Below are 24,780 nucleotides of genomic sequence, written 5' to 3'. Positions count from 1 at the left end.
CACAATCAATTATTTATAGCTACGCTGTGTTAGCTTCACGTTCTCGAACTTCAGTTCTTCTTTATGAAGTACCGGCTCATTGCCAACACCTGTAAACTCCCAGGCAGCTACATAAGCATAGTTCTCATCGTCACGAAGAGCTTCGTTCTCAGGTGTCTGGTATTCTTCACGGAAGTGACCACCACAAGACTCGTTTCTCTGTAGTGCATCTTCTACCATCAGTTCACCAAGTTCCAGGAAGTCGGCAACACGGTTGGCTTTCTCTAAAGTGATGTTCAGTTCTTCGTTTACACCAACAACCTTCACATCTCTCCAGAACTCTTCACGCAGCTTACGGATCTCTCCTTTTGCAAACTGAAGACCTTCTGCGTTTCGGGCCATACCACAGTAATCCCACATAATATGGCCAAGCTGCTTATGGAAATCATCTACGGTACGGGAACCATTGATAGAAAGCAGCTGGTTGTTTTTAGCTATTACAGCCTGCTCTGCTTCTTTAAAGGCAGGGTGGTCTGTAGTAACTTTTGCTGTCGGATTCTGAGCCAGGTAATCGCCTATAGTATAAGGAATCACAAAGTAACCATCAGCAAGACCCTGCATCAGCGCAGAAGCACCCAAACGGTTTGCACCGTGATCAGAGAAGTTACACTCACCTGTAGCATATAAACCAGGGATGTTGGTCATCAGGTTATAGTCTACCCAAAGGCCACCCATGGTATAGTGCACAGCCGGGTAAATACGCATTGGGTTTTCGTATGGATTCTCGTCTGTGATCTTCTGATACATCTCAAACAGGTTACCATATTTCGCAGCAATCGCTGGCTGACCTTCGCGTTTGATCGCATCGGCAAAGTCAAGGAATACAGCAAGTCCGGAAGCACCAACACCACGGCCTTCGTCGCACATCAGTTTCGCGTTACGCGAAGCCACGTCACGAGGAACAAGGTTACCAAAGGCAGGATACTTACGCTCCAGGTAGTAATCGCGGTCTTCTTCTTTAATATCGCTAACTCTGATCTCACCTTTACGAAGGCGCTGCGCGATCTCAACTGTTTTAGGAACCCATACACGGCCATCGTTACGAAGCGACTCAGACATCAGCGTAAGCTTAGACTGGTACTCGCCTGAAACCGGGATACAGGTAGGGTGAATCTGGGTAAAGCAAGGGTTAGCAAACAAAGCACCTTTCTTGTGTGCTCTCCAGGCCGCCGTAGCGTTAGAGCCCATTGCATTGGTAGAAAGGAAGAATACGTTACCGTAACCACCCGTTGCCAATACGACAGCATGCGCGCTATGTGATTCAATTTTACCTGTGATCAGGTTACGAACAACTATACCACGTGCTTTGCCATCTACCATTACCAGGTCAAGCATCTCAGTGCGTGGATACATTTTTACTTTACCGTAAGCAATCTGGCGGTTAAGTGCTGAGTAAGCACCTAAAAGCAGCTGCTGGCCGGTCTGGCCACGTGCGTAGAACGTACGCGATACCTGAGCGCCACCGAACGAACGGTTTGCAAGCAGACCACCATACTCACGTGCAAAAGGAACACCCTGCGCAACGCACTGGTCAATAATATTAACAGACACTTGTGCCAGACGGTAAACGTTCGCTTCACGGGCACGGTAGTCACCACCTTTTATAGTATCATAGAACAGACGGAAAATAGAGTCACCGTCGTTTTGGTAGTTTTTAGCAGCATTTATACCACCCTGCGCCGCAATAGAGTGTGCACGGCGAGGAGAATCCTGGAAGCAGAACGCTTTAACGTTATAGCCAAGCTCGCCCAGGGTTGCAGCAGCAGATGCACCGGCAAGACCGGTACCTACCACAATTACATCGTATTTACGTTTGTTAGCCGGGTTAACCAGCTTCACATTAAATTTATGCTTGTCCCATTTTTCAGCCAATGGCCCTTCAGGGATTTTAGAATCTAATATCATATCAACTATAGAATCTGGATGTTACACGAAGAAAAAGAAGTAGAGCGGAATGGCAGCAAAGCCAAGGCAAATCAAAACTGAGAATGCGTAACCGAACTTCTGGATAAATGGTGTGTACTTTTTGTGCGTCAGGCCCAGCGACTGGAACGCGCTCTGGAAACCATGAATCAGGTGGTAAGCAAGCGCAACCATTGCGATTACGTATAATGCCACATAGATCGGGTTTTTAAAAGCTAAAACAACTTCGCTGTAAAGGTTCAGGTAATCAGCGTTCGGAACACCTTCTAATTCGCCAAAACGGGCAGGTACGAAGAAATTCCAAAGGTGCACCAACAGGAACACAAGGATAATGGTACCCAGTAGCCCCATGTTACGAGATGACCAGGTGCTGTTCTGCTCAGGATGGCTGTTTGCGTAACCCACAGGGCGGGCAGCCTTATTGCGGCGGGTAAGCACAATAGCATCGTAAATATGGAACAGGAAACCTGCTACTAATACGAATTCCATGGTGCGGATAATCGGGTTGTTAGCCATGAAATGCGAATAGATGTTAAAAGCCTCGCCGCCATCCTGTCTGAATAAAGTGAGGTTACCTACCAGGTGAACCACCAGGAATGAGCAGAGGAACAGACCCGTGATCGACATGATGAACTTGCGTCCGAGTGTACTGGAAAACGTTTTAGTAAACCAATTCATCTGTATTAATTAAAGGTTAAGTTAATAAGCGTTTTTAATTCTCAAAGGTACATGTGCACCTTATATAAAACAATTTTAATATCGTATTTTGAATCAATCTAAATTGCAATGCGTACGACAAAGAATCATACCTTTATAACACGCTTTACCTGCAATAGTTAGCAATAAAAAGTGAAAATTTAAGTTAAAGTTATACCTTTGTTTACCGCCTAATCCTACCTATATGCCAAAAAGTTTACGCTTAAGGTACCTGTTGCCGGGTGGTTTGTTGTGGGTGTTGATACTGCTGTTGGGTTCACTTACTGAGGCACAGGCTACACACATTAGAGCTGGAGACATCACTGCTAGACGTGATACGACCCCAGACCCTAAACCCCGCCGGTTTTTCTTCACTATGATTATGTATACGGACCGCGCCTCTTTGGCTGATGATCCGGAGGTAACAATTTCTCTTGGCGATGGCAATACTATAATTGTTCCGCGTAAATCTGTTACACCTATTGGTGACCCTTCTGACCTGATAGATAAGGAAGTATTTACCTGGGAATATACGTATGGAGCTGACGGAACATATACCGTTGCCTGGAATGGTATCAACAGAAACCCGGGCATTCTTAACATCACTCCTCCATCAGACCAGCTTACTTTTTACATCTCTACAACTATAAACGTGAGCGCCCTGCGGGGTTTTAACAGCACACCAATCCTGACAGTAGCACCTATAGATAAAGCATCTGTAGGAAAAAGATGGGTACACAACCCGGGCGCGTATGACCCGGAAGGGGATAGCCTGTCGTTTAAACTGCGCGTGCCACTGCGTACGGATATTGCCGGAAACATTTCGCCGGTGCCGGGCTATAGTTTACCTGACCGTACTTTTAATTGCAGCAACGCAGCAGGCACCGGATCAGCTACCTTTACCCTAAACATGGAAAACGGGCAGCTTGTTTGGGATGCTCCCTGCCGGAAGGGAGAATATAACGTTGCATTTGTAGTAGAAGAATGGCGTGTTACGGCAACCGGTGGCAGGATCAAGCTCGGTGAGGTAGTGCGTGACATGCAGATACTGGTCATAGATGCTGAAAACGATCCCCCGGTGCTGGAACCACTTGACACCTGTATTATTGCCGGTGAGACTTTTACCGGTATAGTTCGGGCCACTGACGTGAACGATGATCTGATCACGATCACAGCTTTTGGTGGTATTCTGCTTCCAGGCCCGGGAGGTTCTGCTCCCCGCGCCAGCTTTACACAACTAACAAAAACACCTGGTCTCGCTACTGGTCGCCTGACATGGTCAACAGAATGTGCTGACGTACGTGAGCGGCCATACCAGGTAATTTTCAGGGCGGAAGACCAGCCGGCGGCTGGCAAAAAGCTGGCCGATCTGCAACCCTGGAATATCCGTGTAGTCGGGCCGCCGCCGCAAAACCTGCGGGCCGAAGGAGGAGACCGAACCGTTAAGCTCGACTGGGACAAATACATATGCCAGAATGCGGAAACGATGCGGATATATCGGCGAGAGGGACCGTCTAACTTTGTGCCGGACAGGTGCGAGACCGGTGTGCCAGCCAGTTCAGGCTATGTGTTTATAGCTGAAGTTCGCAAAGGAGCCAATGGAAACTGGCCAACCACTTATACGGACACCGGGTTAAAAGCCGGGGTGCAGTACTGCTATATTATATATGCCGAGTTCCCATCGCCGGGCCGTGGCAAGAGTATAGCTAGCCGCGAAGTGTGTATCATGGTAGACCAGGATATACCATACCTGACAAATGTAACGGTAACCAACACCAGCACAACAGCAGGCCAGATAACCGTACAATGGACTCAACCACGCAAAGTAGATAAGCTTACACCTCCTTTACAGTATCGTTTATACCGCAAAGAAGGACAAGCAGGAGCCAATACAGGTTATGTGGAAGTTAAGAGAACAACTACGCTTTCTGATACTATTTTTAAAGACACAGGCCTGAATACAGTTGAGAAAGCTTACCGCTACAAGCTGGAGTTCTACCAGTCTGCAACTACGGCGGGGCCGCCAACAGTATTGCGCGACACAACTTCGGCGTCAAGCGTGTTCCTGACAGTAACGCCATCGAAAGATGAAAATAAAAATATCACTTTGTCCTGGACCTATAGTGTGCCATGGCGAAATGAGATATTGCCGCATACCATTTTCAGGCGCGAGGGCACAACCGGGGAATTTAAAGCAATTGCTACAGTAAAAGCTTCAGCCAAGGGTGGAACATTTGTGGATGTGGGTTCGGCGACGGCACCTCTGGAGCGTGGTAAAACCTATTGTTACTATGTGTTGGCAAATGGCACTTACCAACTCTCAGAAATAAAAGAGCCGCTAGAGAACAAGAGCCAGCAGGTATGTGCGGAACTGCCAAAACTGGTTTGTCCGCCGATTCTAACTATAGATGAGCTGAATTGCGACGAGTTCTTGGCCAGTCCTACGGAGCCACCATATCAGAATGTGCTGACCTGGGAACCGCAGATAACCGGCGATTGTACAGCTGAGATCAAGCACTATACGGTTTACTTTAAAGGACCGGGACAGACTGATTACACACAAATTGCCCAGGTGCCAGCTAACATTACGACCTATACGCACACCGGCCTGGAGTCTTTTGCCGGATGCTATGTAGTGACCGCTACCGATGTAAATGATGTGGAGAGTGATTTCAGTAACGAAGAGTGCAAAGACAACTGCTTCTTCTTTATGCTGCCAAACATCATTACCCCGAACGGCGATAACCTGAACGATGTATTTACGCCAGATAAAAAGGCCCGCTTTATAAAGTCGGTGAAGTTTACAGTATTTAACCGCTGGGGCGTGAAAGTATTCGAGGGCAATGATAAAGACATCAACTGGCCGGGTACCGACTCTAAAGGCAACCGACTGAACGATGGCGTATATTATTACGAAGCACAGGTTGAATTCTTCTCAATAGATCCGGCAAATACCTTTAAAAAGTATAAAGGCTGGGTAGAGATTGTACGTTAATGCAAACTGACCGGGAAAAGCTGCAGGATAAGGCTATTGTTTTTTATGATGGCTCCTGCGGCTTTTGCCAGGCCAGCGTACAGTTCATTTTAAAGTATAACCGGAAGCAGGATCTGCACTTTGCAACGTTGCAGGGAGAGGTGCTGCAACAGCTTGTGCCCCCATCGCAAATACCTGACCCACTGCCCGATGCTGTGCTGTTTTATGAGCAAGGCAACCTATATTTTGCTTCGGATGCAGCTCTCCGGATTGCCCGCCATCTTAATTTTCCGTTCGCGCTGTTTTCCTATTTCAGGTTTATTCCAGTATCTTTCCGCGATAAAATCTATAGTTTCATAGCCAGGCACCGCTACAAAATTGCCGGCCGCCGCGAAGCCTGTTTGCTTCCGGAACCACACCAGCGGGACAGGTTTATAGATTTTTGATTGTTAAATTGCTGATTGTTAAATTCTTATTAGAGGAGAGAGTAAACTCTAGTTTGCATAACCATTTAGCAATTTAGCCTTTAGCAATTTAGCCTTTAGCAATTTAGCTATATAACAATCAGCAAGTATCAATTAAAAATAAGAATGAAGAAAGCATACGTTTTCCCGGGACAGGGTTCTCAGTTTGTAGGTATGGGCAAGGACCTGTACGAGCAGCACGAAGTAGCAAAGCAACTGTTTGATAAAGCAAACGAGATCCTTGGCTTCAACATCACCGAGATCATGTTTAACGGCACCGACGAGGAGCTGAAGCAAACTAAAGTTACGCAACCGGCTATTTTCCTGCACTCTGTAGCGCAGGCAGCTGTTGCCAACGATTTTGCGCCGGATATGGTAGCTGGTCACTCACTGGGCGAATTCTCAGCGCTGGTAGCAAGCAAAGTGTTGAGCTTTGAAGATGGCCTGAGACTGGTATCAAAAAGAGCTTTGGCGATGCAGGCAGCCTGCGAAGCAAATCCATCGACTATGGCGGCTATTTTGGGTCTGGAAGATGAGAAAGTAGAGGAAGTTTGTGCGTCTATAGAAGGTGAAGTAGTAGTGGCTGCCAACTATAACTGCCCGGGCCAGCTGGTTATCTCAGGTTCTAACAAAGGCATCGAGATCGCCTGTGAGAAAATGAAAGAAGCAGGAGCGAAGCGTGCGTTACCATTACCTGTAGGCGGAGCGTTCCATTCGCCGCTGATGAAGCCAGCCGAAGAAGAACTGGCAAAAGCGATAAACGAAACAACTTTCAGCAAGGGGATCTGCCCGGTTTACCAGAACGTGGATGCCATGCCGCATACTGAACCAACCGAGATAAAAGAAAACCTGATAAAGCAGTTAACCGCTCCGGTTCGCTGGACACAGTCGGTACAGCAGATGATTGCCGACGGCGCAACGCATTTTGTAGAGTGCGGACCAGGCAAAGTATTACAGGGTCTGGTAAAGAAAATCGACCGTAACGCCGAAGTGAGCTCTGTAGAGTAAACTATAGTTAACTATAAAATAAGAAAGTCCTTTCCTGCTATTTTCAGGGAAGGACTTTTTGTTTAAATTGCTCGCCTGCAACCTCATCAACTATGAAAAATAAGATTTCCCTACTGCTCTGGATCATCGGGTTTATACTCCTCAACCTGTATTTCAACGGCATCCCCAAACTGATCCAATTGGACGTATTACCGTGGCTGGGGTATGCTGGCGGGTTCTTTTTGCTTGCCTTTTTAGTTGCCCGCTACCTGCTGAGACTAAAAGGAGTGAACAGTTTTGGCTTGCCGATGCAAAAAGGCTGGATGCGCGATCTGGGAATCGGTTTTCTGGTTGGTTCCACTGTCTGGGCACTGAAATACCTTATATACTATAGCTTAGGTAAGTTTGATGTAACAGGCCTGATGGATACCGGATTTATAGTTGGGATGCTGGCACAAGCGCTACTGGGAATGTTGCTGGTTTCGGCTATAAACGATATCATGATCCGGGGCTACTGGTTTGCCTATCTTAAAAAAGAGAACCTGCTGAAATGGTTTATGCTGGTAACGACAGTGCTTTATGTTGCAGATGATTTCTGGAACGAAGGCTTTGGCTGGCAGAATATGCTTTTCTCTGCCATACTTGGCCTTGCCTTAGCCTATACAGTTCTGAAAACAAATGCCATCTGGATGGCTATAGGCATACACTTTGGAAGCAATATGCTGTACCGGGTTATGGCCGGTTTCGATGGTCGGGGAATCTTTAAACTGGAGAATGTTACCGGCGGCGCTATGTATGAGTATGTAGGGCTAACTATAACTGCACTGCTGCTTCCGTTGGTGTACCTGCTGCTCCGAAACAGGAATGTTACAGCTCGGGCAACTGCACAAACAATAGCCACTGAGTTACCTGAAACAAAGCTTATCTGACATAAAGATGAATACTGAAAACAGAAAGGTAGTGTTAAAGCTCGTTGATGCTGCGCACGCTAAAGTAGAATCTTTTTACCCGGAAACAGCTGTTTACAAAGGCACTCCCGAATGGCTGGAAAAGCGACGTTTATTACTGGCCGACCTGGCCCTGCACTTAACGCAGGATGCCCTGAAAGGCGAAACTATAAATGAAGCAAAGCTCAAGAACCACCTGTTTGCCATTCTTAAATTGAGCGCAGAGTTTTTCCCGGATGGAAATTTTGAGAAGGCTGCTGGGCTGGTGGATGAAACTATAGAAACTGTATAGGATCGTAAACTATAGTTTTAAAAGCAACTATAGCATGGTTAAAAGATACCCCAGCAACGCGCCGCCAATAACAACAAGCGCACTGTTCACTTTCCGGAAGCCGAAGGTGATGGCTACACTTACCAGGGCAATAACTATAGTTCGCCAGTCGGTGATGGTGTCTTTGCCCATCTCAAAGCAAACCGCAACTATAGCTGCCACCGATGCCACATTTACGGCATCCAGGAAAGCAGCCATTAAAGACGAGTTGCGCATGTACTTTACCATTGGTTTAAGCAGGGCCACGAACACAAACGAAGGCAGAAAAATACCTATAGTTGCCACAGCCGCACCGCTCCAGCCATTAAGTTGATAGCCAATAAATGTAACCGACGAGAAGACAGGACCCGGCGTAAATTGCCCCACGGCAATGGCATCAATCAGTTGTTGTCTGGTCAGAAGCCCGGTTAAAACAAGTTCGGTATCCAGGAAGGCAAAAAGCACATAACCGCTGCCGTAAAGTATTGCCCCGATCTTCAGAAAGATAAAGAACAGCTTGGTGTTGCTGGCAGCAACGGCCACTTGCCAAAGCGGAACTATAGCTATACTTTGCAGTTTGGTCGGGAGGTGTTTCTGGCGGAGTAGGGCAAGCAGCAGTGCTACAAAACCGGCTCCGAACAGTACATAAATCTCGCCTACACCCACTATAGCCAGGCCTAAAGCCAAAGCCCCGATCACACCCAGCGTAACTGACTTTAGTGATTTTTTAGCCAGCGGGAAAACAGCAGCAAGTATAATAGCGATAATGGCCGGCTTAATGCCATACAGGTAAGGCTGCAGCTCCGGCAACTGCCCGTAGCTTTTGTAAAGCCAGGCAAAGCACCCCGTAATGAACACGGCCGGCAGTATAAAGCAAAGACCAGCCACCAGCAAGCCCCGCCAGCCAGCCCGGTCGTAACCAATATGGATGGCCAGCTCGGTACTGTTCGGGCCGGGTATGAGATTGGTGGCGCCTATCAGGTCCAGGAAGTGCTGCTCGCTCATCCAGCGCCGTTTTACAACCACTTCATCCTGCATCATGGCAATGTGCGCTGCCGGTCCACCAAAAGCGATAAAACCCAGTTTTAGGAATAGCTTTGTAAGCTCTTTTAGTTCTGTTTGCATGCAACTATAGTTCGGTAGCTATGGGCCGACCACTTCTCGACCATTCGCTCCACGAACCTACATAAAGTTTTGGAATTCCCAGTCCGGCCTGCTCCATGGCCAGTAAGGTATGGCAGGCAGTAACACCGGAGCCACAATGTACGATCACATCGCCCGGTTTACGCTTGCCAAGTACCTGTTTATAGTTAGTGTGCAGCACAGCAGGAGGGAGAAAGGAACCATCAGGGGAGAGATTACCCGCAAAAGGAATGTTAACGGCACCCGGGATATGGCCGGCAACTAAATCAATAGGTTCTGTTTCGCCACGGTAGCGGGCAGCTTCGCGCACATCAATTACCAAGGCATCCGGGTTATGCGTAGCCTTAGCTACTTCAGCTATAGTTGCAGTAGGCAATTGCCAGGTGGTGTGCGGGTAAGGCGGTTGTTTTATAGTTACCTCCTGACCGGACTTTACAGGCACGCCGGCAGCCAGCGCGGCAGCATAGCCACCGTCCAGCACCTGCACTTTTGTATGCCCGATAGCACGTAACATCCACCAGAAACGCGCAGCAGCATTAGCGCCCTGTTTGTCATCATACACTACCACATCGCTTTCCGGGGTAATACCCAACTCACCCACTAACTTTGCAAAATCACTAATGTTGGGCAACGGGTGCCGGCCACCTTCAGCAGGATCATTAGCTTTATGCGCTAAGTCAGTTTCGAGATCAACAAAAAGCGCCCCAGCCAGGTGTTCTAAACTATAGTTTTGCTTTGCCTGCGGACCTGTTCGGGCATCAATCAGAACCAATTTCGCATCTGAAATGATGGTTGCCAGCTCCGGAGAGTTGATTAGTGACTTCATAAGGAAGTAATGTTAGCGCTAGTTAGCGGGCGGACTTTTTCTACCAGGTAAAATACATTGTTACATAAGCGCGTTTGAGATAACCGTTTAAGGAACCCGGACGAAATTTCGGCATTTGATTAACTATAGCTAGAGAGTGTTTTGTAAGTGCTTCTGAAGCTGAGTTTACTAGTACAGGGTTAGTTAAAGAGCCATCGCGCTCCACTACAGCTCTTATAGTTACAGCTCCTGTTTCCTTTATTTCAGCTTTGGCTTTGTTTACTTGTTCCTCTAAATAAAAAGCTAAATTCTGGCCGTTATAGTATAGTTGGGGACCCACTTCTAGTTGTGAACTTAAGTATACCGTGGTATCTGCTAATGCATTCGCCTTTTGTTTTTCCGGAGAAGAATATTGATCTGCACTTGGCGGCGGAGGCAACTCTTCTACCATAATCATTTCCATAGGCGGTTCCAGGTTATCCAGATTTGCCAGTTCATCACTACTCAGATCATCAGATGTGAAATTAGAAGTTTTTTTAAGGGATGCACAGCCAGAACCCAGGAGTAAAAGGGCTGCTAGTATGAGGTTCTTTTTCATTGGTTATACTTATTTTTCCACCACAATCTTCAACACCACCTTCCGAACTATAGATTCTCCAGTCACCATGGCGGCATGCGCATCATCCGGGTAAAAAATAGTGAAAGACCCTGCCGGAACATCAAACCAGTTATCCGTCTTATCCGGAAAAAAAGCAGCTTCGCGTTCTTCGTTATAAGGGTCGTTTGGTTCGGCACAAAGAGCCAGGTCTTTCCAGCCCATGTGGTCAGTGCCGGATATTACGTATTGTATATCAATGTACTTGCGGTGCACTTCCAGTTTATAGTTGTCTTTGGTAACGCCTGCTGCTTCCGAAACAATAGCGAACAGCCTTTTGCCTTCAATTTCGTGCACGCCGGTGGCTATAGTTGCCAGGTCGGTTTCCTGTAAAAATTTAAAAGCCTGCGCAAAAAGCGGGTGCATACAAACGTAGCGGTCGGCATTGGATAGTTTATCGAGAACCATTTTAGTTAATGAGTTTAAGAGTTTGTGAGTTTAGGAGTTAAAATGTTGACAAAAGACTTCGTTAAAAAGGACAAAGGACCTTTAATTCTATGTTGCTGTTTCGGACTTCTTTGTCCGGAACTATAACTGCTGCGGACATCCTTGTCCGCGTTAGCCAGCTAGGGACGTGTCACTGACCTTTTGACCAAAACTCTTTAATCTTTTGTCAAATAGTCCTTTGTCTAAAAGTCTGAAAAATCCTTTGTCAGAAAGTGTAGCTACATCGAACGAAACACCCCTTTAAACTTGTTATAAAATGCTAAATTTGCCTTAAATTAAGAGATAACAATTGATCTATCCAGAAAATTTTGAAATAAAGATCGGGTTTGCACAGGTGCGCGAAATGCTTTCGGAGCTTTGTCTTAGTTCCCTGGGCCGCCAGTTTGTAAACCGCATGCAGTTTCTGAACCGTCACGACCTGGTGCAGCGACTGCTACAACAAACCAACGAATTTAAACAACTGCTGGAGTCCGACGCTGAGATTCCGCTGAGTCACTATTTTGACGTAACTGCTTACCTCGACAGAGCCGCTATTCCAGGTACTTTCCTGGACGTGATTCAGTTCTTCGAGATCAAAATGTCGTTGCGTACCATCCGCGATTCGCAGCGCTTTATTTCGGGCACCGAAGAAGGGAAGTTTGAAGCCCTGAAAGCATTGGGTGCTGACGTATCTGTTGAGCGCTCGCTCATAGCTGCCTTAGATAAAGTAGTAGATGATGCCGGTGCCGTGCGCGATGACGCGACTCCTGAACTACAGCGCCTCAAACGTGACCTGATCGCGCAGCAGGCAGTACTGCGTAAAACCATTAACTCTATTATCCGCCACGCTAAAAACGAAGGCTGGACTCCCGGCGATGTAGAGCCAACTATACGCGGAGGCCGTCTGGTGATTCCGGTTATAGCCGAACACAAGCGCCGCATCAAAGGCCTGATCCACGATGAGTCGAATACCGGCCAAACAGTTTACATTGAGCCGGAATCTATCTTCGAACTCAACAACGATATCAAGGACCTGGAGAATGCCTATCACCGCGAGCTGATCCGTATTTTAACAAGCTTGACCAATACGCTGCGCCACCACATACCAGAGCTGCGCAAGGCGTATCAGTATTTAGGTTTGCTGGACTTTATCAGGGCCAAGGCAGCGTTTGCAAGACGTGTGGAAGCAACTATGCCAACCCTGCATAAGTATCCGCATATTGCCTGGAAGCAGGCCATACACCCGTTGCTGTATTTGTCGCATAAACAGATGGGCAAACCAACTATACCCATGGACCTGGAGCTTAGCCGCGAGCAGCGCATACTTCTGATCTCAGGGCCAAACGCGGGCGGTAAATCGGTAAGCTTAAAAACGGTAGGCCTGGTGCAGTATATGCTGCAAACCGGCATGCTGATTCCGGTTGCCGACGGTTCCGAAGCCGGTATTTTCCATGATATTTTCATCGACATCGGGGATGAGCAATCTATCGAGAACGACCTGAGTACCTATAGTTCGCATCTGACCAACATGAAGAAATTTGTGACGGTAGCGGACAGCAAAAGCCTGGTGCTGATTGATGAGTTTGGTACAGGTACAGAGCCGGTGCTGGGTGGAGCTATTGCCGAAGCCGTGTTACAGACGCTGAATAACAGTAAAGTATACGGTGTGATAACCACGCACTATACCAACCTGAAAAACTTTGCCGAAAAAACCCCAGGCATTGTGAACGGAGCCATGCGCTACGACCATAAAAACCTGGCGCCGCTTTACCAGCTCGAGATCGGGAAGCCGGGTTCGTCATTCGCCATTGAGATCGCGCGTAAAATTGGTTTGCCGAAAGCTATAGTTGACAAGGCCAGCAGCCTGGTTGGTAAAGACAAAATTCGATACGACCGCTTGCTGGAAGAACTGGAAACCGAAAAGCAGGAGCTGGAAAAGAAACTAGCCGAAGCCACCAAACTGGAACTGAAACTGAAGCGCAATGTAAAAGAATACAGCGACCTGAAGAACTTCCTGGAGGAGAGCAAGCAGGACGTAATGCGCGAAGCCAAAGGCAAAGCCAAGCTACTGTTAAAGGATGCGAACCAGAAAATAGAAGCAACCATACAGCAGATTAAGCAGACCCAGGCCGAAAAAGAAAAGACCAAAGAAGCCCGCCGCGACCTCGAAACATTTGCCAACGAGCAGGTGCGTAAAGAAGAACCGCGTCCGGCACATAAACGCATCACTGCGAGTGGTCCGCTTAAAGAAGGCGACAACGTAGGGCTTATCGGTCAGGACTCGGTGGGCAAGATTGTAAGCTTGAAAGGCAAGACAGCTGAAGTGATGTTTGGCGGCCTTAAAACTATAGTTAAGATCGATAACCTGGAACGTGTGGAAGCACAGGTGGCCAAGCAGAAAAAAGCAGCCGCCAAAGCCGAAGAAGGCTACACCCGTGGCATGAACATTACGCAACGCATGGCGGATTTCGGAAACACGATAGACATACGGGGCGAGTACGCCGAAGACGCGCTGAACAAAGTGATGAACTTTACAGATGAAGCCATTATGCTGGGCATTCCGGAGATTAAGATCATACACGGCAGGGGCAACGGTATACTGCGCCAGGTAGTGCGCGATTACCTGTACTCGGTGCCGGAAGTGGCCAGCCTGGGCAGTGAAGCAGAAGAACGCGGTGGCGATGGCGCTACACTGGCTGTTCTGAAATAGCAACTATAAACTATAGCTCAACAAAAAAGGCTCCTTTATTGGGAGCCTCTTTTGTTTTCTGATGTGCTCTATCGCCGCATAAAACGGAATTCTACGCCTTCCTGCACATACCACAGCTCATCCTCATCCAGTTTGGCTACTACCACATAGTATTCATCGTCAGTTCCTTTTTCAAAAACAATAATCCTTTCGTTGTTCTGAAATTCCCATTTACCATCAATCTGGGGATCGCCGTCATAACTTTCATTATAGGTGCCCTCACGCTCAAATTCGGTGGTGTACAGCGTCCAGTCAAAACCATCGCTCTCCAAAATATCAGCAGTAACATCCTCTCCTTCAATAATTATGGCACTACCTTCCCAGACGCCAGCAGTCAGCATGCTTACATTAGGCGATACATCATCGTCGTCATCTTTTCCACAGCTTGCCAGTAAAAATGGAAGCACTAGGAGACATAAAAAATAGCGTAGTTGAAATCTGTTCATAACCTGTATGTATAAAGTAAAACTGATTTGTTTTATTGCTGGATTGTAATGCTTTTACTTAATATGTTATGATTTTGATGTGCTGATGCACCATTTTTATATATTAAAATAAAAAGGCTCCGATGGGAGCCCTTTATTATATTTTAAATACTGTCGTTATTGTTAGTGTACGAACCTGATCTCAACATCTTCACCTAAGTCTGCAAACTCACCTTCAGCCCATAATTCAGTTGAAGTAAGCTTCTTTACATCCACTATAAGCTCATCATCGGTGCCTTTATCCATAATGATCTGGGTCTCCGTTTGATTAAATTCCCATGTCCCACTCTGTGATATTCCTTCAATCTGCCCACTATAGGTGCCATCACTCATGAAAGTGATTTTAACATTTTTTACGTCTATAGGAGACAGCGGATTATTAGTTACATCCATACCCTGGAAATAAACCTTATCACCTGTCCATTCACTTGCAGTCAGCAGTGATGTGTTATTCGGTACAGAATCGTCATCATCGTCATCGCAGCTCACAGTTGTAACCATTAACAGGGCGGCAAATAAATAGCTCAGGAATTTTAGTTTTTTCATATGTTTTAATTTTGAGTTAAATGGAAATCAGGGTCAGGGATAAGCGCTTCCCTGGCTATGGTTTAAACAGGCAAGCCCAACGGTATAAAGAGAAATACGATAGTGATTAGCGTTAACCGGAACTGCCAGCTAATGATGCAAATACGGATGTAGCCCCAAATTGGTTAAACTATAAAGCCATACTTTGGCCTGAGTTCAGGGCACAAGGATGGCTTCTAAATGTAGTTGCTGTTAAGTGCAGCTTACATAATATTAACTTCGGGGTGCAGGCTTATCCCAAACTTCTCTTTTACGGACTGGATGATATCGAAAGCCAGCTGGCGGACTTTGTCGCCGGATGCGCCGCCATAGTTTACCAGCACCAGTGCCTGGTTTTTGTGCACGCCATAGTTCTCAATCACTTTTCCTTTCCAGCCGCATTGCTCAATCAGCCAGCCGGCGGGCACTTTCACAGTTAGCTCCGACACCGGGTAAGCAGGCATTTCAGGGTATTGTTCTTTTAGAATATCATACAGGATAATCGGGATTTCGGGGTTTTTAAAGAAGCTACCCGCGTTGCCGATCTGTTTAGGGTCTGGCAGTTTGCTCTGGCGAATATGACACACAGCAGCGCTCACGTCCTGTATGGTTGGCTGCGTAATGTTCATCTCTTCCAGGGTTGTTTTTATGGCGCCGTAGCTCGTGTTAAGCTTGTGCGTCTTGTGCAGCCTGAACGTAACCGACGTAACTATAAACCGGCCTTTCAGCTCGTTCTTGAAAACACTTTCGCGGTAGCCAAAGCGGCAGTCCTCGTTCGTGAAAACCTGGGTCTGTCCGCTTTCCAGTTCAACTGCCTCCAGTTCATAAAACACATCTTTCAGTTCTACACCATAGGCCCCGATATTCTGCAAAGGCGCGGCACCCACTGTACCTGGTATTAAAGAAAGGTTCTCTACACCGCCCAGGTTATGCTCCAGCGTATATAATACAAATGCATGCCACACCTCGCCGCCACCGGCTTTCACATACGTATGGTGTTCATCTTCACGAATGATCTCAATGCCCTTTATGCCATTTTGCAATACCACACCATCAAAATCCTTGGTGAATAGCAGGTTGCTGCCGCCACCCAGAATAAGTTTCTGTTCCTGCTTTAGTTCCGGCATCTGCAACAGCTCCTGTAGCTCCTGCACACTGTTGAAGCATGCAAAAAGCCTGGCTTTTACATCAATTCCGAAGGTATTATAAGGCTTAAGCGAAAAATCAGACTGCATTTTCATAGGCTTGTATTTGCCGTAAAGATAAATCTAAATTGTTGATTGTTGAATTGTTAAATTGTTGATACAGTCATAAAACAAAGATTTAGATCTTTGAAGATACAATACATTGCACCCCTGCTATGGATCAAGTAGTAGCTGTACGTGCGGTAACTTTAACAATAGAGTTGCATCAGTTCAGATTGGATTTCTTTCCAATGTTGCTTAAACCTTGTGCAAACAACAATCAGCAATTCAACAATCAGCAATTAAACAGTACCTTTGCAGTATTAAACGATAGATCATGCACAGACCGAAACCGAAGCAAAAGCAGAAACCAACCGAGAACTTTAACATAAGTGTAACCACGCTTGCAGGCCTGGAGGAAGTATTGGCTGAAGAACTGCGTGCGCTCGACATGGAGTATATAAAGGTTGGGAACCGCGTGGTGTCTTGTTCCGGCAATCTGCGCCAGTTGTATGAAGCTAATTTGTGGTGCCGTACGGCCATTCGTATTTTAAAGCCGATCCGTAATTTTAAGGCCCGTAACGAAGATGACCTGTACGAGCAGGTACAGAAAACCAACTGGTCTGAAATTTTTGACCTGGACCAGACTTTTGCCATTGATGCGGTGGTTAGCCATTCTACGTTTGAGCACTCACTTTTTGTGGCCCAGCTTACCAAAGATGCTATAGTTGACCAGTTCCGTAAAAAGACCGGCGAGCGCCCTTCCGTGGATCGTATTCGCCCGGATATACGCCTGAACCTGCACATGCACGAGAACATGGTCACGCTCTCCTTAGATTCTTCGGGAGATTCGCTGCACCGCCGTGGCTATCGTTTGCAGACCAACGTGGCTCCGCTAAACGAGGTGCTGGCAGCTGGCATTATTTCGCTTTCCGGCTGGGATAGAAAGTCTACGTTGATAGATCCGATGGCTGGTTCCGGTACTTTTCTGATCGAAGCAGCTATGATGGCACAGAACATTGCACCCGGCCTTTTCCGTCGGGACCCATTCGGGTTTGAGAACTGGAAAGAATATAACAAAGAGCTTTTTGAAATGGTGTGGCGCACTGCCGAAGCCAAAGAAAAGAAAGAACCGCAGGCTGAGATCATCGGCTATGACATTGACCCGGATTACGTGGAAGCTGCCCGCACCAACATTGCTAACGCAGGCCTGGAGAATGTAATTAAAGTAGAAGAAGCGGATTTCTTTAAAACCAACGCTCCAACCGAGCAAGGTGTTTTAGTAATGAACCCGCCTTACAACGAGCGAATCCTGTCTGACGACATCAACTTACTTTATAAGAACATCGGCGATACGCTGAAGAACAATTACCAGGGATTTGATGCTTTTGTATTTACCGGTAACCTGGACGCTGCTAAAAGTATTGGCCTGCGCGCCTCACGCCGCACCCCACTTTATAACGGCGCCATAGATTGCCGCCTGCTGAAGTACGAACTATACGGTGGCAGTAAAAGGGGAGAAGAAGGTAATAGTTAAAAAATTAAGCTTTACTATGTACAAAACAATAGAGCGCCTTTAGCTGGGCGCTCTATTGTTTTATTAATAACTATAAGTGTGGGCTTCTTAGTAGGCTTAGGTATTGTAGAAACTTGTTACTTACTTCCTAAACGCATATTTAATGCCCAGGCTATAGTTTTTCGGCAAGCCCTCGATCACAAAGAGCTCATTTACCTCGGCGTACAACGATAGTTTTTCGGTGCTTCTGTATTCAAAGCCTAAGCCGGGGGCTATCCGGATAGCTGCCCCATATACGTCCTGATCTTCATTTCTTTCCAGGTCATGATATTCGGAGTATCCAAACCCAAAGAACGTTGCCATCAGGTAAGCATTCATTTTACTTGTCTTCACAAAATCATACTGGTAAGCTATAGTTAACATGTAAGTTTTGATGTCAGCCCTTTCAAAAGTATAGTTACCATAGTCCAGTCCAAAACGCAGCGAGTTACGACCGGCGGATGAGAAGTAATACTGTGCCCCTGCCTGGTAACCAAAGGAATGCCCGGTTGTTATTTCGTCTCTGTAGTAGTTGCTATACTGGGCATAAGCAACCCAATACGGTTTACGCTCCAGTTTCGCATCAGGCTGGTAATAGTAGGTTACATTCCCGCTGGTGTATGCCAGTACCAGGGCAGTAAGGTCCTGCTCTTTGTGTATTTTCTCATTCAGATCAAGCCTGTCGTGCATCAGTACGTTAAGGATGCCTATATAACTGTTATCTTCCTTTTTGTACCTTTTCCCGTTTACCAGCAGGGTTTCTTCGTTGTTTTCAAGTTTGTGTAGCTGTTCTTCTTTAGCGATGTAAAACTCAGGAGAGGGTGTTTCACGCTTCAGCAGGATCAACTTTTCAGACCCGATCAGCAACTGAAACACAAGTCGCTCAGAATTCAGGTCCCGCAACAGGAAACGCCTGCTGTCAGAGAGCTGTATTTCAGCAACCTCGGCAGGTAACAGGTTGCGCTTGGTGTTGTCAGGTGCCAGCAGTATGATTTCGGACGGTAGATCATAGAAATGTGTGATAGTACCATTCAGTTCCTGCCCATTTGTAAGTATTAGCTTGCCCTGCGCAGATTGTATCTGGCCAAAGGCAGTTGTAGTGAACAGTGTAAACAGGGCAAGGAGTAATAAGTTGTTTCTCATATTAAGGGATGTATAGGCTAAATATAGCTATAAATATATGTTTTAATTTTGAGTATACAGGATAGAAGACGGGTAGCGTTTACTTATAGTCAGAAATGAGTGGCCGGCTTTGAGCCCGCTCTAAACAAACTATAGTTTAGGTTTTTTAAATCTTACCGAACTGTGCGGTCGTGGCATTAAATCAACTATAGATGTTCAGGTAAACGTGGTCTACCTGCTCTGCTTTCTTTATAATGATATTGCTCCTGCGGAGAGAATGAAATGACTGGAATGGCTTAAAGTAAAAGCCCGGTTAAAGTAAATAATCATACTTTAACCGGGCTTTTGTTTAAAGGCCTCGAATAGCTAAACTATACTTCTTTGCCTATTCTTATACCAACGGATAAGGAAGAACACTGCTATAGTTATGATGAGGATAGGCCAAAGGTAGACTACTCCAACCAGTAGGTCTTTAAAGAGATGCCAGCCACCATTTAATGCGGATGTAACCCGGGTTGTAAAATTGGTCCGATCGGAGTAAGAAGCTGGCACCAACTGATACATCGTTAAGTTAATGGTGCTATAGTTTACCTGCTGTTGCAATGCCTTCATTTGTGCCTGAACCGACTCCAGTTCTTCCTGCACTTTCTGTAACTCGGCCTCGATCGTAAGTATTTCTGATACTTTACTGGTTTTAGTAAGCAGTTCCAGGTACTTCTGTTGTACTGCCTGTTTAGCCTTTATCCGGGCCTCCACATCCACGTACTGCATTGTTACGTCGTCGGCGGTAACGGTTTTATTATCCAGGAAAATACTTTCGGCCTGTATAGCTTTTAATAAGTCATCTAACTTTTCAGGCGCAACTTTTATAGTATAGCTGGCCTCTATACTTTCTTCCTGGTTATAGTTCTGGCTATTGGTAATGGTGGCGCCATACTTTTCTAAAAGGGCTTCTATTTTAGTACTGCTTTCCGCAAGATCTTTTACCTGAAAGCGTATAGTTGCTTCCTTTTTTATTTTACGGTCTGAAAGATTGGGAGGAGGTGTAATTTCCAGGGCAGCTACGGATGAATCCATTTCTTCAGCCTCCATTCCAGATTGGCAACTTACGCTGCCTAAAAGCAGAAGAGCAAACAAAAAGTACAGGGTTAGGCGCATAATGTTAAGGTTGGTTTCCTGTTTATGCACAAAGTATAAGAAGGTAACCCTACAGTAAATGTGTGAGTTAGGGATACTTTAAACCCACAGCGTTGGAGCACCCTATAAAGCAAAAGCCTGCCACAGTTAAAGTAGCAGGCTTTTGTAATTTTAGCAAATTCCCTTCTCAGAGGGGCAGGTGTGTTACGATATCCACGGAATATTCTTGAAGTTTGGCTTACGCTTCTCCAGGAATGCATTTCTACCTTCTTTAGCTTCCTCGGTCATATAGGCCAGGCGGGTTGCTTCACCGGCAAAAACCTGCTGACCTACCATGCCATCGTCGGTAGCATTAAAGGCAAACTTCAGCATTTTAATAGAGGTTGGTGATTTGGCCAGTATTTCCTGTGCCCAATCGTAAGCTGTGTCTTCCAGTTCGTCGTGCGGGATAACGGCGTTTACCATACCCATGTCGTAAGCTTCCTGGGCAGAGTAGTTGCGGCCTAAGAAAAAGATCTCTCGGGCACGTTTCTGGCCTACCATTTTAGCCAGGTAAGCCGAACCATAACCACCATCAAAACTGGTGACGTCGGCATCGGTCTGTTTAAAGATCGCGTGTTCTTTGCTGGCAAGGGTCAGGTCGCAGACAACGTGCAAACTATGGCCACCACCAACTGCCCAGCCTGGTACTACGGCAATCACCACCTTCGGCATAAAACGGATCAGGCGCTGCACTTCCAGAATGTTCAAACGCGGAATACCACCTTCATCCACATACCCCTGGAAACCACGGGCATTCTGATCGCCTCCACTGCAGAAACTATACACGCCATCTTTGGTAGACGGGCCTTCCGCAGAAAGTAGCACCACACCAATACTTGTGTCTTCACGGGCATCCAGAAATGCATCGAAAAGCTCGAACACTGTTTTAGGACGGAACGCATTGCGCACATTTGGTCTGTTAAAAGCGATTCGGGCTACGCCGTCTGCTTTTTTGTAGGTTATATCTTCGTATTCCTTAACGGTTTTCCAATTTGCTTTGCTCATATCTCAATTATTTACCCCAAAGGTAAGGTATTCTATAGTTTGGCTCAAATGGTTTTAAGTAGCTTATAAAAGCAGTATAATCTATAGTTATCAGCTATGGCGCGAGCGTCTTCGCTCGTGACGTGCTATAGTTGTGCCTCCGGCCCATTCATCTCAGTTATACTACTGTATCACAGTGGCCAGAGGCCACCCTATACCAGACACGAGCGAGGACGCTCGCGCCATAGTAATTCTATCTTTTTGAGAAGTTAATTGCCCTTCAGAAGCTGTAAAGTCTTGGTATCTTCCTGGCCATTAAAATACTTTTCCAGCACTTTCCGAAATACAGGTTTCTCATCGCTAACAGCTGCAAATAAGGTCATACTGGATTTCAGTTTCATATCGTCTGGGCTCCCGAAAATCTGGTTTGCTGTTTTGCCATCTATAGTTAGCAATGCTTCAGTAATTTCTTCTAAACGCTTCCCTAGAACCGGGTGGTTTAAATAGGCAGTGGCTTCGGCTATCGTTTTAATTCCATAGAACTGAGATGTTTCGCTAAAACCCAACCCAGCCACCTGCGGGAATATAAACCACATCCAATGGCTTCGCTTCCGGCCATTCCTGATCTCAGCTAAAGCAGTCTGGTAGGTGTTTTCCTGAGCTTCTAAAAATCGGTTTAGGTTATAGTTGTCGGGCATAATAAATGGAGTTTAATTCCTAATGGCTGGTACATGAGGTGAACGAGGCGTAGCCGTAGCTTATCTTATGTATTTTGTTACCTGACGATGCTGTTAAGTACTTAGATTGGATGTAAATTAATAGATGGTAGGATTAGGTTCTAATGCTGAATGCTTAGGGACTTTAAATAAGAGTACAGCTGCCCATACTTGCAAAATAGTTTGAACAATATTTATGAATCCCACAATAGGATTATTCATAAAGTTAAGAACAATAAAAGGCAAACCCAAAACACCTAAAATCATTACTACAAGAAATAGATATTTAAACCATTTTTTCCCTCGTCTTGCAAAATATGCAAGGGCAGCAACGAATAATATGGAGGCAGAAGCTACAGAAATATTCTGCACGCTACTCAACGTCTCATGTGAAAAAAAAATGTTGAGCAATCCAAGACCAACGGTTACCAGAAGGAGGTTAGAAGCTTTAATAAAATTTGGGTGCATATGTTCTTCCATTTGTAATGGGTTCATGATTGATATATTTCTTTATTTTAATTAAACTGACAGGTAACTATAGTATAAACGAAAACATACGCTTAGCCGCACTATGTAAGTAACTCCCAAACTCTGGCAGTATTACTATAGTTAAGTACATCATCGTGTATACTTTAGCTAATATAAGAACTACAAACTATAAACCCACCACAAACAAAAAGAGCACCCATTTCTGAGTGCTCTTCCAGTATTAAACTATAGTTTATAGTTGTTATATTCTTCTGATCTGTGCGCCGATAGCATTTAAACGGCCATCGATGTTCTGGTAGCCGCGGTCAATCTGCTCTACGTTGTCAATGATGCTGGTACCTTCTGCGGAAAGTGCTGCAATAAGCAAAGCCACACCAGCGCGAATGTCCGGGGAAGTCATGCGGATGCCGCGTAACGGAATGTTGTTGTTATGGCCGATAACGGTAGCGCGGTGCGGATCGCACAGAATGATCTGCGCGCCCATGTCGATCAGTTTATCTACGAAGAACAGGCGGCTTTCAAACATTTTCTGATGGATAAGCGCTGTACCTTTTGCCTGTGTTGCAACTACCAGTGCCACGCTCAGCAGGTCAGGAGTTAAGCCCGGCCAGGTATGGTCTGATATGTTCAGGATGCTACCGTCAATGTAGGTATCAATTTCATAATGATCCTGTGCCGGTATGTAGATATCATCGCCACGGAACTCCATTTTAATACCTAAGCGCTTAAAGGTTTCAGGTATAAGGCCAAGCTCAGGAATCTGACAGTCTTTTATAGTTATCTCAGAGCCAGTCATGGCGGCAAGACCAATAAACGAACCGATCTCGATCATATCCGGCAACATGCGGTGTTCTGTGCCGCCCAGTTTTTCCACGCCTTCAATTACCAACAGGTTAGAACCGATACCGCTGATCCTGGCACCCATGCGATTCAGCATGCGGCAAAGCTGCTGCACATAAGGCTCACAAGCAGCATTGTAAATAGTGGTTGTTCCTTCCGCTAAAACCGCTGCCATCAAAATGTTAGCAGTTCCGGTTACCGAGGCTTCATCCAGGAGCATGTAAGCGCCTTTCAATTTATCTGCGGTTACGCTAAAGAAGTTGTCTGATGCATTGTATTTAAACTTAGCACCCAGCTTTTCAAAACCTTCGAAGTGTGTGTCCAGTCGGCGGCGGCCAATTTTGTCACCACCCGGCTTAGGCAATTTCGATTTTCCAAAACGCGCCAGCATTGGGCCTACGATCATAACCGAACCACGAATGGCGCGGCCCTGCGTTACGAAAGCTTCTGTTTCCAGGTAATCCAGGTCTACATTATCTGCTCGGAATGTATAGGTGTCCGCAGAATTTCTTTCTACAGCCACACCTAAACCCTGTAGCAACTCGATAAGCTTATTTACATCCCTGATGTCCGGGATATTGGAAATGGTAACAGGTTCTGCCGTCAGCAGCACAGCACAAAGTATCTGCAATGCTTCGTTTTTAGCTCCCTGAGGTACTATCTCACCTTTTAACTTGTTACCACCTATTACTTCAAATGAAGCCATGTACTCTTATTTATTTCTTTGATTGGAAGATCGGGGATTCTTGTTGCGGTTGCGATCTCCACCTCGGTTATCGCCACCACGGTTTTGCTGCTGGCTGCGCTGCTGGTTATCTTGCTGTCTGCTGCCACCGCCAATATTAGATTCGAACAGGTTATTGCTCTCGATATAAGCAAGATCCATGTTCAGTTTACCTTTCGATAACTGGCGGATGTCGCTCAGGATCACATCATCGGTAATGCTTTCCTTGTTGTAAGAGCGGTACAGCGTTTTCATCAGTTTACCGATAGAGATGATAGCAGCTTCGCGCTCTTTCTCATCTTCCAGCTCGGTAGCACGCTGAATAAGTAACTCCACGTTCTGGCCATAGTGCTTGAACTTAGGCGTCTCGAGCGGGTAATGCATGCGCTGCGGCTTGTCGTTCAGGTACTCCATCGCGCTCAGCGGGTAAGGCGCATCTACATCCAGCTGCGAGCCAGACATTACATATAAGTGATTCCAGAGTTTCTGCTGGTAATCCTGTGTATCACGCAACTGCGGATTCAGTTTGGCCATCAGGTTTATCAGCAACTGCGAAAGGCGGGTGCGTTCAGCTCTGTCCTCTATAGTTAGTATATGATTCACAAGGTCCTGCACGTTACGGCCATATTCGCGCAACAACAGGTCTTGTTTAAAGGAGGTACTTGCTTCCATTAGATTTTATATAAATTCAAAATTATGAATTAGAAATTAGAAATGGTAAATATTACACGAAGTGCAACTATGAATTACGGATTTTGAACAAGAAGTTATGAGCGGTACTGGAAAAGTACAGGAAAGTATACTTCCGGGTCAGGCCCCA

Annotated in this window: 23 protein-coding genes; 7 read left to right on the top strand and 16 right to left on the bottom strand. The window is 46.1% G+C overall.

Annotated features, from left to right (window positions below):
• Positions 1-9 precede the first annotated feature (9 nt).
• Positions 10-1,944, bottom strand: coding sequence for a fumarate reductase/succinate dehydrogenase flavoprotein subunit (locus tag KYK27_RS10020; protein ID WP_199109880.1), 1,935 nt, complete (start codon positions 1,942-1,944; stop codon positions 10-12).
• A 21-nt stretch (positions 1,945-1,965) separates the two neighbouring features.
• Positions 1,966-2,640, bottom strand: a complete 675-nt coding sequence (locus KYK27_RS10015) for a succinate dehydrogenase cytochrome b subunit (protein WP_199109879.1) — start codon at positions 2,638-2,640, stop codon at positions 1,966-1,968.
• 394 nt (positions 2,641-3,034) lie between these two features.
• Here KYK27_RS10015 and KYK27_RS10010 point away from each other — a divergent pair, with 394 nt between their 5' ends.
• The 5 genes from KYK27_RS10010 (at position 3,035) to KYK27_RS09990 (ending at position 8,322) form a co-directional block, all read left to right on the top strand.
• Positions 3,035-5,653: a gliding motility-associated C-terminal domain-containing protein gene (locus KYK27_RS10010; RefSeq protein WP_199109878.1), complete on the top strand. Its 2,619-nt coding sequence runs from the start codon at positions 3,035-3,037 to the stop codon at positions 5,651-5,653.
• Entirely contained in the window at positions 5,653-6,078 is a 426-nt protein-coding gene (locus KYK27_RS10005) for a thiol-disulfide oxidoreductase DCC family protein (protein ID WP_199109877.1), read from the top strand. The genes KYK27_RS10010 and KYK27_RS10005 overlap by 1 nt, the downstream gene beginning before the upstream one ends.
• Before the next feature lie 144 nt (positions 6,079-6,222).
• On the top strand, positions 6,223-7,104 hold the full coding sequence (fabD, locus tag KYK27_RS10000) for an ACP S-malonyltransferase (protein ID WP_199109876.1): 882 nt from the start codon (positions 6,223-6,225) through the stop codon (positions 7,102-7,104).
• Positions 7,105-7,196: 92 nt separating this feature from the next.
• Positions 7,197-8,012: a CPBP family intramembrane glutamic endopeptidase gene (locus KYK27_RS09995; RefSeq protein ID WP_199109875.1), complete on the top strand. Its 816-nt coding sequence runs from the start codon at positions 7,197-7,199 to the stop codon at positions 8,010-8,012.
• Positions 8,013-8,019: 7 nt separating this feature from the next.
• A complete protein-coding gene (locus KYK27_RS09990; RefSeq protein WP_199109874.1) occupies positions 8,020-8,322 on the top strand; it encodes a hypothetical protein in 303 nt (100 codons plus the stop codon).
• A 27-nt stretch (positions 8,323-8,349) separates the two neighbouring features.
• Here KYK27_RS09990 and chrA read toward each other — a convergent pair whose 3' ends face one another.
• Genes chrA through KYK27_RS09970 form a run of 4 tightly spaced genes read right to left on the bottom strand, consistent with a single transcriptional unit; the run spans position 8,350 to position 11,351 of the window.
• A complete protein-coding gene (gene chrA, locus KYK27_RS09985) occupies positions 8,350-9,465 on the bottom strand; it encodes a chromate efflux transporter (RefSeq protein WP_199109873.1) in 1,116 nt (371 codons plus the stop codon).
• Positions 9,466-9,469: 4 nt separating this feature from the next.
• Positions 9,470-10,309 carry a sulfurtransferase gene (locus tag KYK27_RS09980; protein ID WP_199109872.1) on the bottom strand — a complete coding sequence of 280 codons (840 nt, stop codon included), beginning with the start codon at positions 10,307-10,309 and terminating at the stop codon, positions 9,470-9,472.
• A gap of 40 nt (positions 10,310-10,349) precedes the next feature.
• Positions 10,350-10,886: an energy transducer TonB gene (locus tag KYK27_RS09975; RefSeq protein ID WP_199109871.1), complete on the bottom strand. Its 537-nt coding sequence runs from the start codon at positions 10,884-10,886 to the stop codon at positions 10,350-10,352.
• A gap of 9 nt (positions 10,887-10,895) precedes the next feature.
• Complete coding sequence (locus KYK27_RS09970; protein WP_199109870.1) at positions 10,896-11,351, bottom strand: YhcH/YjgK/YiaL family protein; 456 nt, start codon at positions 11,349-11,351, stop codon at positions 10,896-10,898.
• Between the two features lie 328 nt (positions 11,352-11,679).
• Here KYK27_RS09970 and KYK27_RS09965 point away from each other — a divergent pair, with 328 nt between their 5' ends.
• Positions 11,680-14,079 (top strand): endonuclease MutS2, encoded by a 2,400-nt coding sequence (locus KYK27_RS09965; protein WP_199109869.1) that lies wholly within the window; start codon positions 11,680-11,682, stop codon positions 14,077-14,079.
• 68 nt (positions 14,080-14,147) lie between these two features.
• Here the strand turns inward: KYK27_RS09965 and KYK27_RS09960 are convergent, their stop codons facing one another.
• The 3 genes from KYK27_RS09960 to murB all read right to left on the bottom strand — a co-directional run bounded on the left by KYK27_RS09960 (position 14,148) and on the right by murB (position 16,408).
• Positions 14,148-14,564: a hypothetical protein gene (locus KYK27_RS09960; protein ID WP_199109868.1), complete on the bottom strand. Its 417-nt coding sequence runs from the start codon at positions 14,562-14,564 to the stop codon at positions 14,148-14,150.
• A 162-nt stretch (positions 14,565-14,726) separates the two neighbouring features.
• On the bottom strand, positions 14,727-15,149 hold the full coding sequence (locus KYK27_RS09955) for a lipocalin-like domain-containing protein (protein ID WP_199109867.1): 423 nt from the start codon (positions 15,147-15,149) through the stop codon (positions 14,727-14,729).
• Between the two features lie 242 nt (positions 15,150-15,391).
• Positions 15,392-16,408: a UDP-N-acetylmuramate dehydrogenase gene (gene murB, locus KYK27_RS09950; protein WP_199109866.1), complete on the bottom strand. Its 1,017-nt coding sequence runs from the start codon at positions 16,406-16,408 to the stop codon at positions 15,392-15,394.
• A gap of 280 nt (positions 16,409-16,688) precedes the next feature.
• Between murB and KYK27_RS09945 the strand changes: the two genes are divergently transcribed.
• Positions 16,689-17,888, top strand: coding sequence for a class I SAM-dependent RNA methyltransferase (locus KYK27_RS09945; protein WP_199109865.1), 1,200 nt, complete (start codon positions 16,689-16,691; stop codon positions 17,886-17,888).
• Positions 17,889-18,008: 120 nt separating this feature from the next.
• Here the strand turns inward: KYK27_RS09945 and KYK27_RS09940 are convergent, their stop codons facing one another.
• The 7 genes from KYK27_RS09940 to KYK27_RS09910 form a co-directional block, all read right to left on the bottom strand.
• The gene (locus tag KYK27_RS09940; RefSeq protein WP_199109864.1) at positions 18,009-19,049 is read right to left on the bottom strand and encodes a hypothetical protein; all 1,041 of its coding nucleotides are present in this window, start codon (positions 19,047-19,049) and stop codon (positions 18,009-18,011) included.
• Between the two features lie 345 nt (positions 19,050-19,394).
• A complete protein-coding gene (locus tag KYK27_RS09935) occupies positions 19,395-20,216 on the bottom strand; it encodes a DUF4349 domain-containing protein (RefSeq protein WP_219337360.1) in 822 nt (273 codons plus the stop codon).
• A 153-nt stretch (positions 20,217-20,369) separates the two neighbouring features.
• Positions 20,370-21,212, bottom strand: coding sequence for a 1,4-dihydroxy-2-naphthoyl-CoA synthase (locus tag KYK27_RS09930; protein WP_162426992.1), 843 nt, complete (start codon positions 21,210-21,212; stop codon positions 20,370-20,372).
• A 248-nt stretch (positions 21,213-21,460) separates the two neighbouring features.
• Positions 21,461-21,889 carry a DUF1810 domain-containing protein gene (locus KYK27_RS09925; protein ID WP_199109862.1) on the bottom strand — a complete coding sequence of 143 codons (429 nt, stop codon included), beginning with the start codon at positions 21,887-21,889 and terminating at the stop codon, positions 21,461-21,463.
• 117 nt (positions 21,890-22,006) lie between these two features.
• Positions 22,007-22,387 carry a hypothetical protein gene (locus tag KYK27_RS09920; protein WP_219337359.1) on the bottom strand — a complete coding sequence of 127 codons (381 nt, stop codon included), beginning with the start codon at positions 22,385-22,387 and terminating at the stop codon, positions 22,007-22,009.
• A 250-nt stretch (positions 22,388-22,637) separates the two neighbouring features.
• Positions 22,638-23,942 carry a UDP-N-acetylglucosamine 1-carboxyvinyltransferase gene (gene murA / locus KYK27_RS09915; protein WP_199109860.1) on the bottom strand — a complete coding sequence of 435 codons (1,305 nt, stop codon included), beginning with the start codon at positions 23,940-23,942 and terminating at the stop codon, positions 22,638-22,640.
• Between the two features lie 6 nt (positions 23,943-23,948).
• Entirely contained in the window at positions 23,949-24,632 is a 684-nt protein-coding gene (locus KYK27_RS09910; RefSeq protein ID WP_199109859.1) for a DUF4290 domain-containing protein, read from the bottom strand.
• Between the last annotated feature and the right edge of the window lie 148 nt (positions 24,633-24,780).

This window comes from Pontibacter populi (assembly GCF_019336435.1).
Lineage (GTDB): Bacteria > Bacteroidota > Bacteroidia > Cytophagales > Hymenobacteraceae > Pontibacter > Pontibacter humidus.
This window is presented reverse-complemented; position numbering and strand designations above follow the sequence as displayed.

Bases quoted from the DNA above. Each gene is read 5' to 3' on its own strand.
- KYK27_RS09970 (WP_199109870.1), bottom strand. From the start codon at position 11,351: ATGGTTCTCGATAAACTATCCAATGCCGACCGCTACGTTTGTATGCAC.
- murB (WP_199109866.1), bottom strand. From the start codon at position 16,408: ATGAAAATGCAGTCTGATTTTTCGCTTAAGCCTTATAATACCTTCGGA.
- KYK27_RS09920 (WP_219337359.1), bottom strand. From the start codon at position 22,387: ATGGAAGAACATATGCACCCAAATTTTATTAAAGCTTCTAACCTCCTT.
- fabD (WP_199109876.1), top strand. From the start codon at position 6,223: ATGAAGAAAGCATACGTTTTCCCGGGACAGGGTTCTCAGTTTGTAGGT.
- KYK27_RS10010 (WP_199109878.1), top strand. From the start codon at position 3,035: ATGATTATGTATACGGACCGCGCCTCTTTGGCTGATGATCCGGAGGTA.
- KYK27_RS09940 (WP_199109864.1), bottom strand. From the start codon at position 19,049: ATGAGAAACAACTTATTACTCCTTGCCCTGTTTACACTGTTCACTACA.
- KYK27_RS09990 (WP_199109874.1), top strand. From the start codon at position 8,020: ATGAATACTGAAAACAGAAAGGTAGTGTTAAAGCTCGTTGATGCTGCG.
- KYK27_RS09955 (WP_199109867.1), bottom strand. From the start codon at position 15,149: ATGAAAAAACTAAAATTCCTGAGCTATTTATTTGCCGCCCTGTTAATG.
- KYK27_RS09925 (WP_199109862.1), bottom strand. From the start codon at position 21,889: ATGCCCGACAACTATAACCTAAACCGATTTTTAGAAGCTCAGGAAAAC.
- KYK27_RS09975 (WP_199109871.1), bottom strand. From the start codon at position 10,886: ATGAAAAAGAACCTCATACTAGCAGCCCTTTTACTCCTGGGTTCTGGC.
- KYK27_RS10005 (WP_199109877.1), top strand. From the start codon at position 5,653: ATGCAAACTGACCGGGAAAAGCTGCAGGATAAGGCTATTGTTTTTTAT.
- KYK27_RS10020 (WP_199109880.1), bottom strand. From the start codon at position 1,944: ATGATATTAGATTCTAAAATCCCTGAAGGGCCATTGGCTGAAAAATGG.
- KYK27_RS09930 (WP_162426992.1), bottom strand. From the start codon at position 21,212: ATGAGCAAAGCAAATTGGAAAACCGTTAAGGAATACGAAGATATAACC.
- murA (WP_199109860.1), bottom strand. From the start codon at position 23,942: ATGGCTTCATTTGAAGTAATAGGTGGTAACAAGTTAAAAGGTGAGATA.
- KYK27_RS09995 (WP_199109875.1), top strand. From the start codon at position 7,197: ATGAAAAATAAGATTTCCCTACTGCTCTGGATCATCGGGTTTATACTC.
- KYK27_RS09910 (WP_199109859.1), bottom strand. From the start codon at position 24,632: ATGGAAGCAAGTACCTCCTTTAAACAAGACCTGTTGTTGCGCGAATAT.
- chrA (WP_199109873.1), bottom strand. From the start codon at position 9,465: ATGCAAACAGAACTAAAAGAGCTTACAAAGCTATTCCTAAAACTGGGT.
- KYK27_RS09980 (WP_199109872.1), bottom strand. From the start codon at position 10,309: ATGAAGTCACTAATCAACTCTCCGGAGCTGGCAACCATCATTTCAGAT.
- KYK27_RS10015 (WP_199109879.1), bottom strand. From the start codon at position 2,640: ATGAATTGGTTTACTAAAACGTTTTCCAGTACACTCGGACGCAAGTTC.
- KYK27_RS09945 (WP_199109865.1), top strand. From the start codon at position 16,689: ATGCACAGACCGAAACCGAAGCAAAAGCAGAAACCAACCGAGAACTTT.
- KYK27_RS09960 (WP_199109868.1), bottom strand. From the start codon at position 14,564: ATGAACAGATTTCAACTACGCTATTTTTTATGTCTCCTAGTGCTTCCA.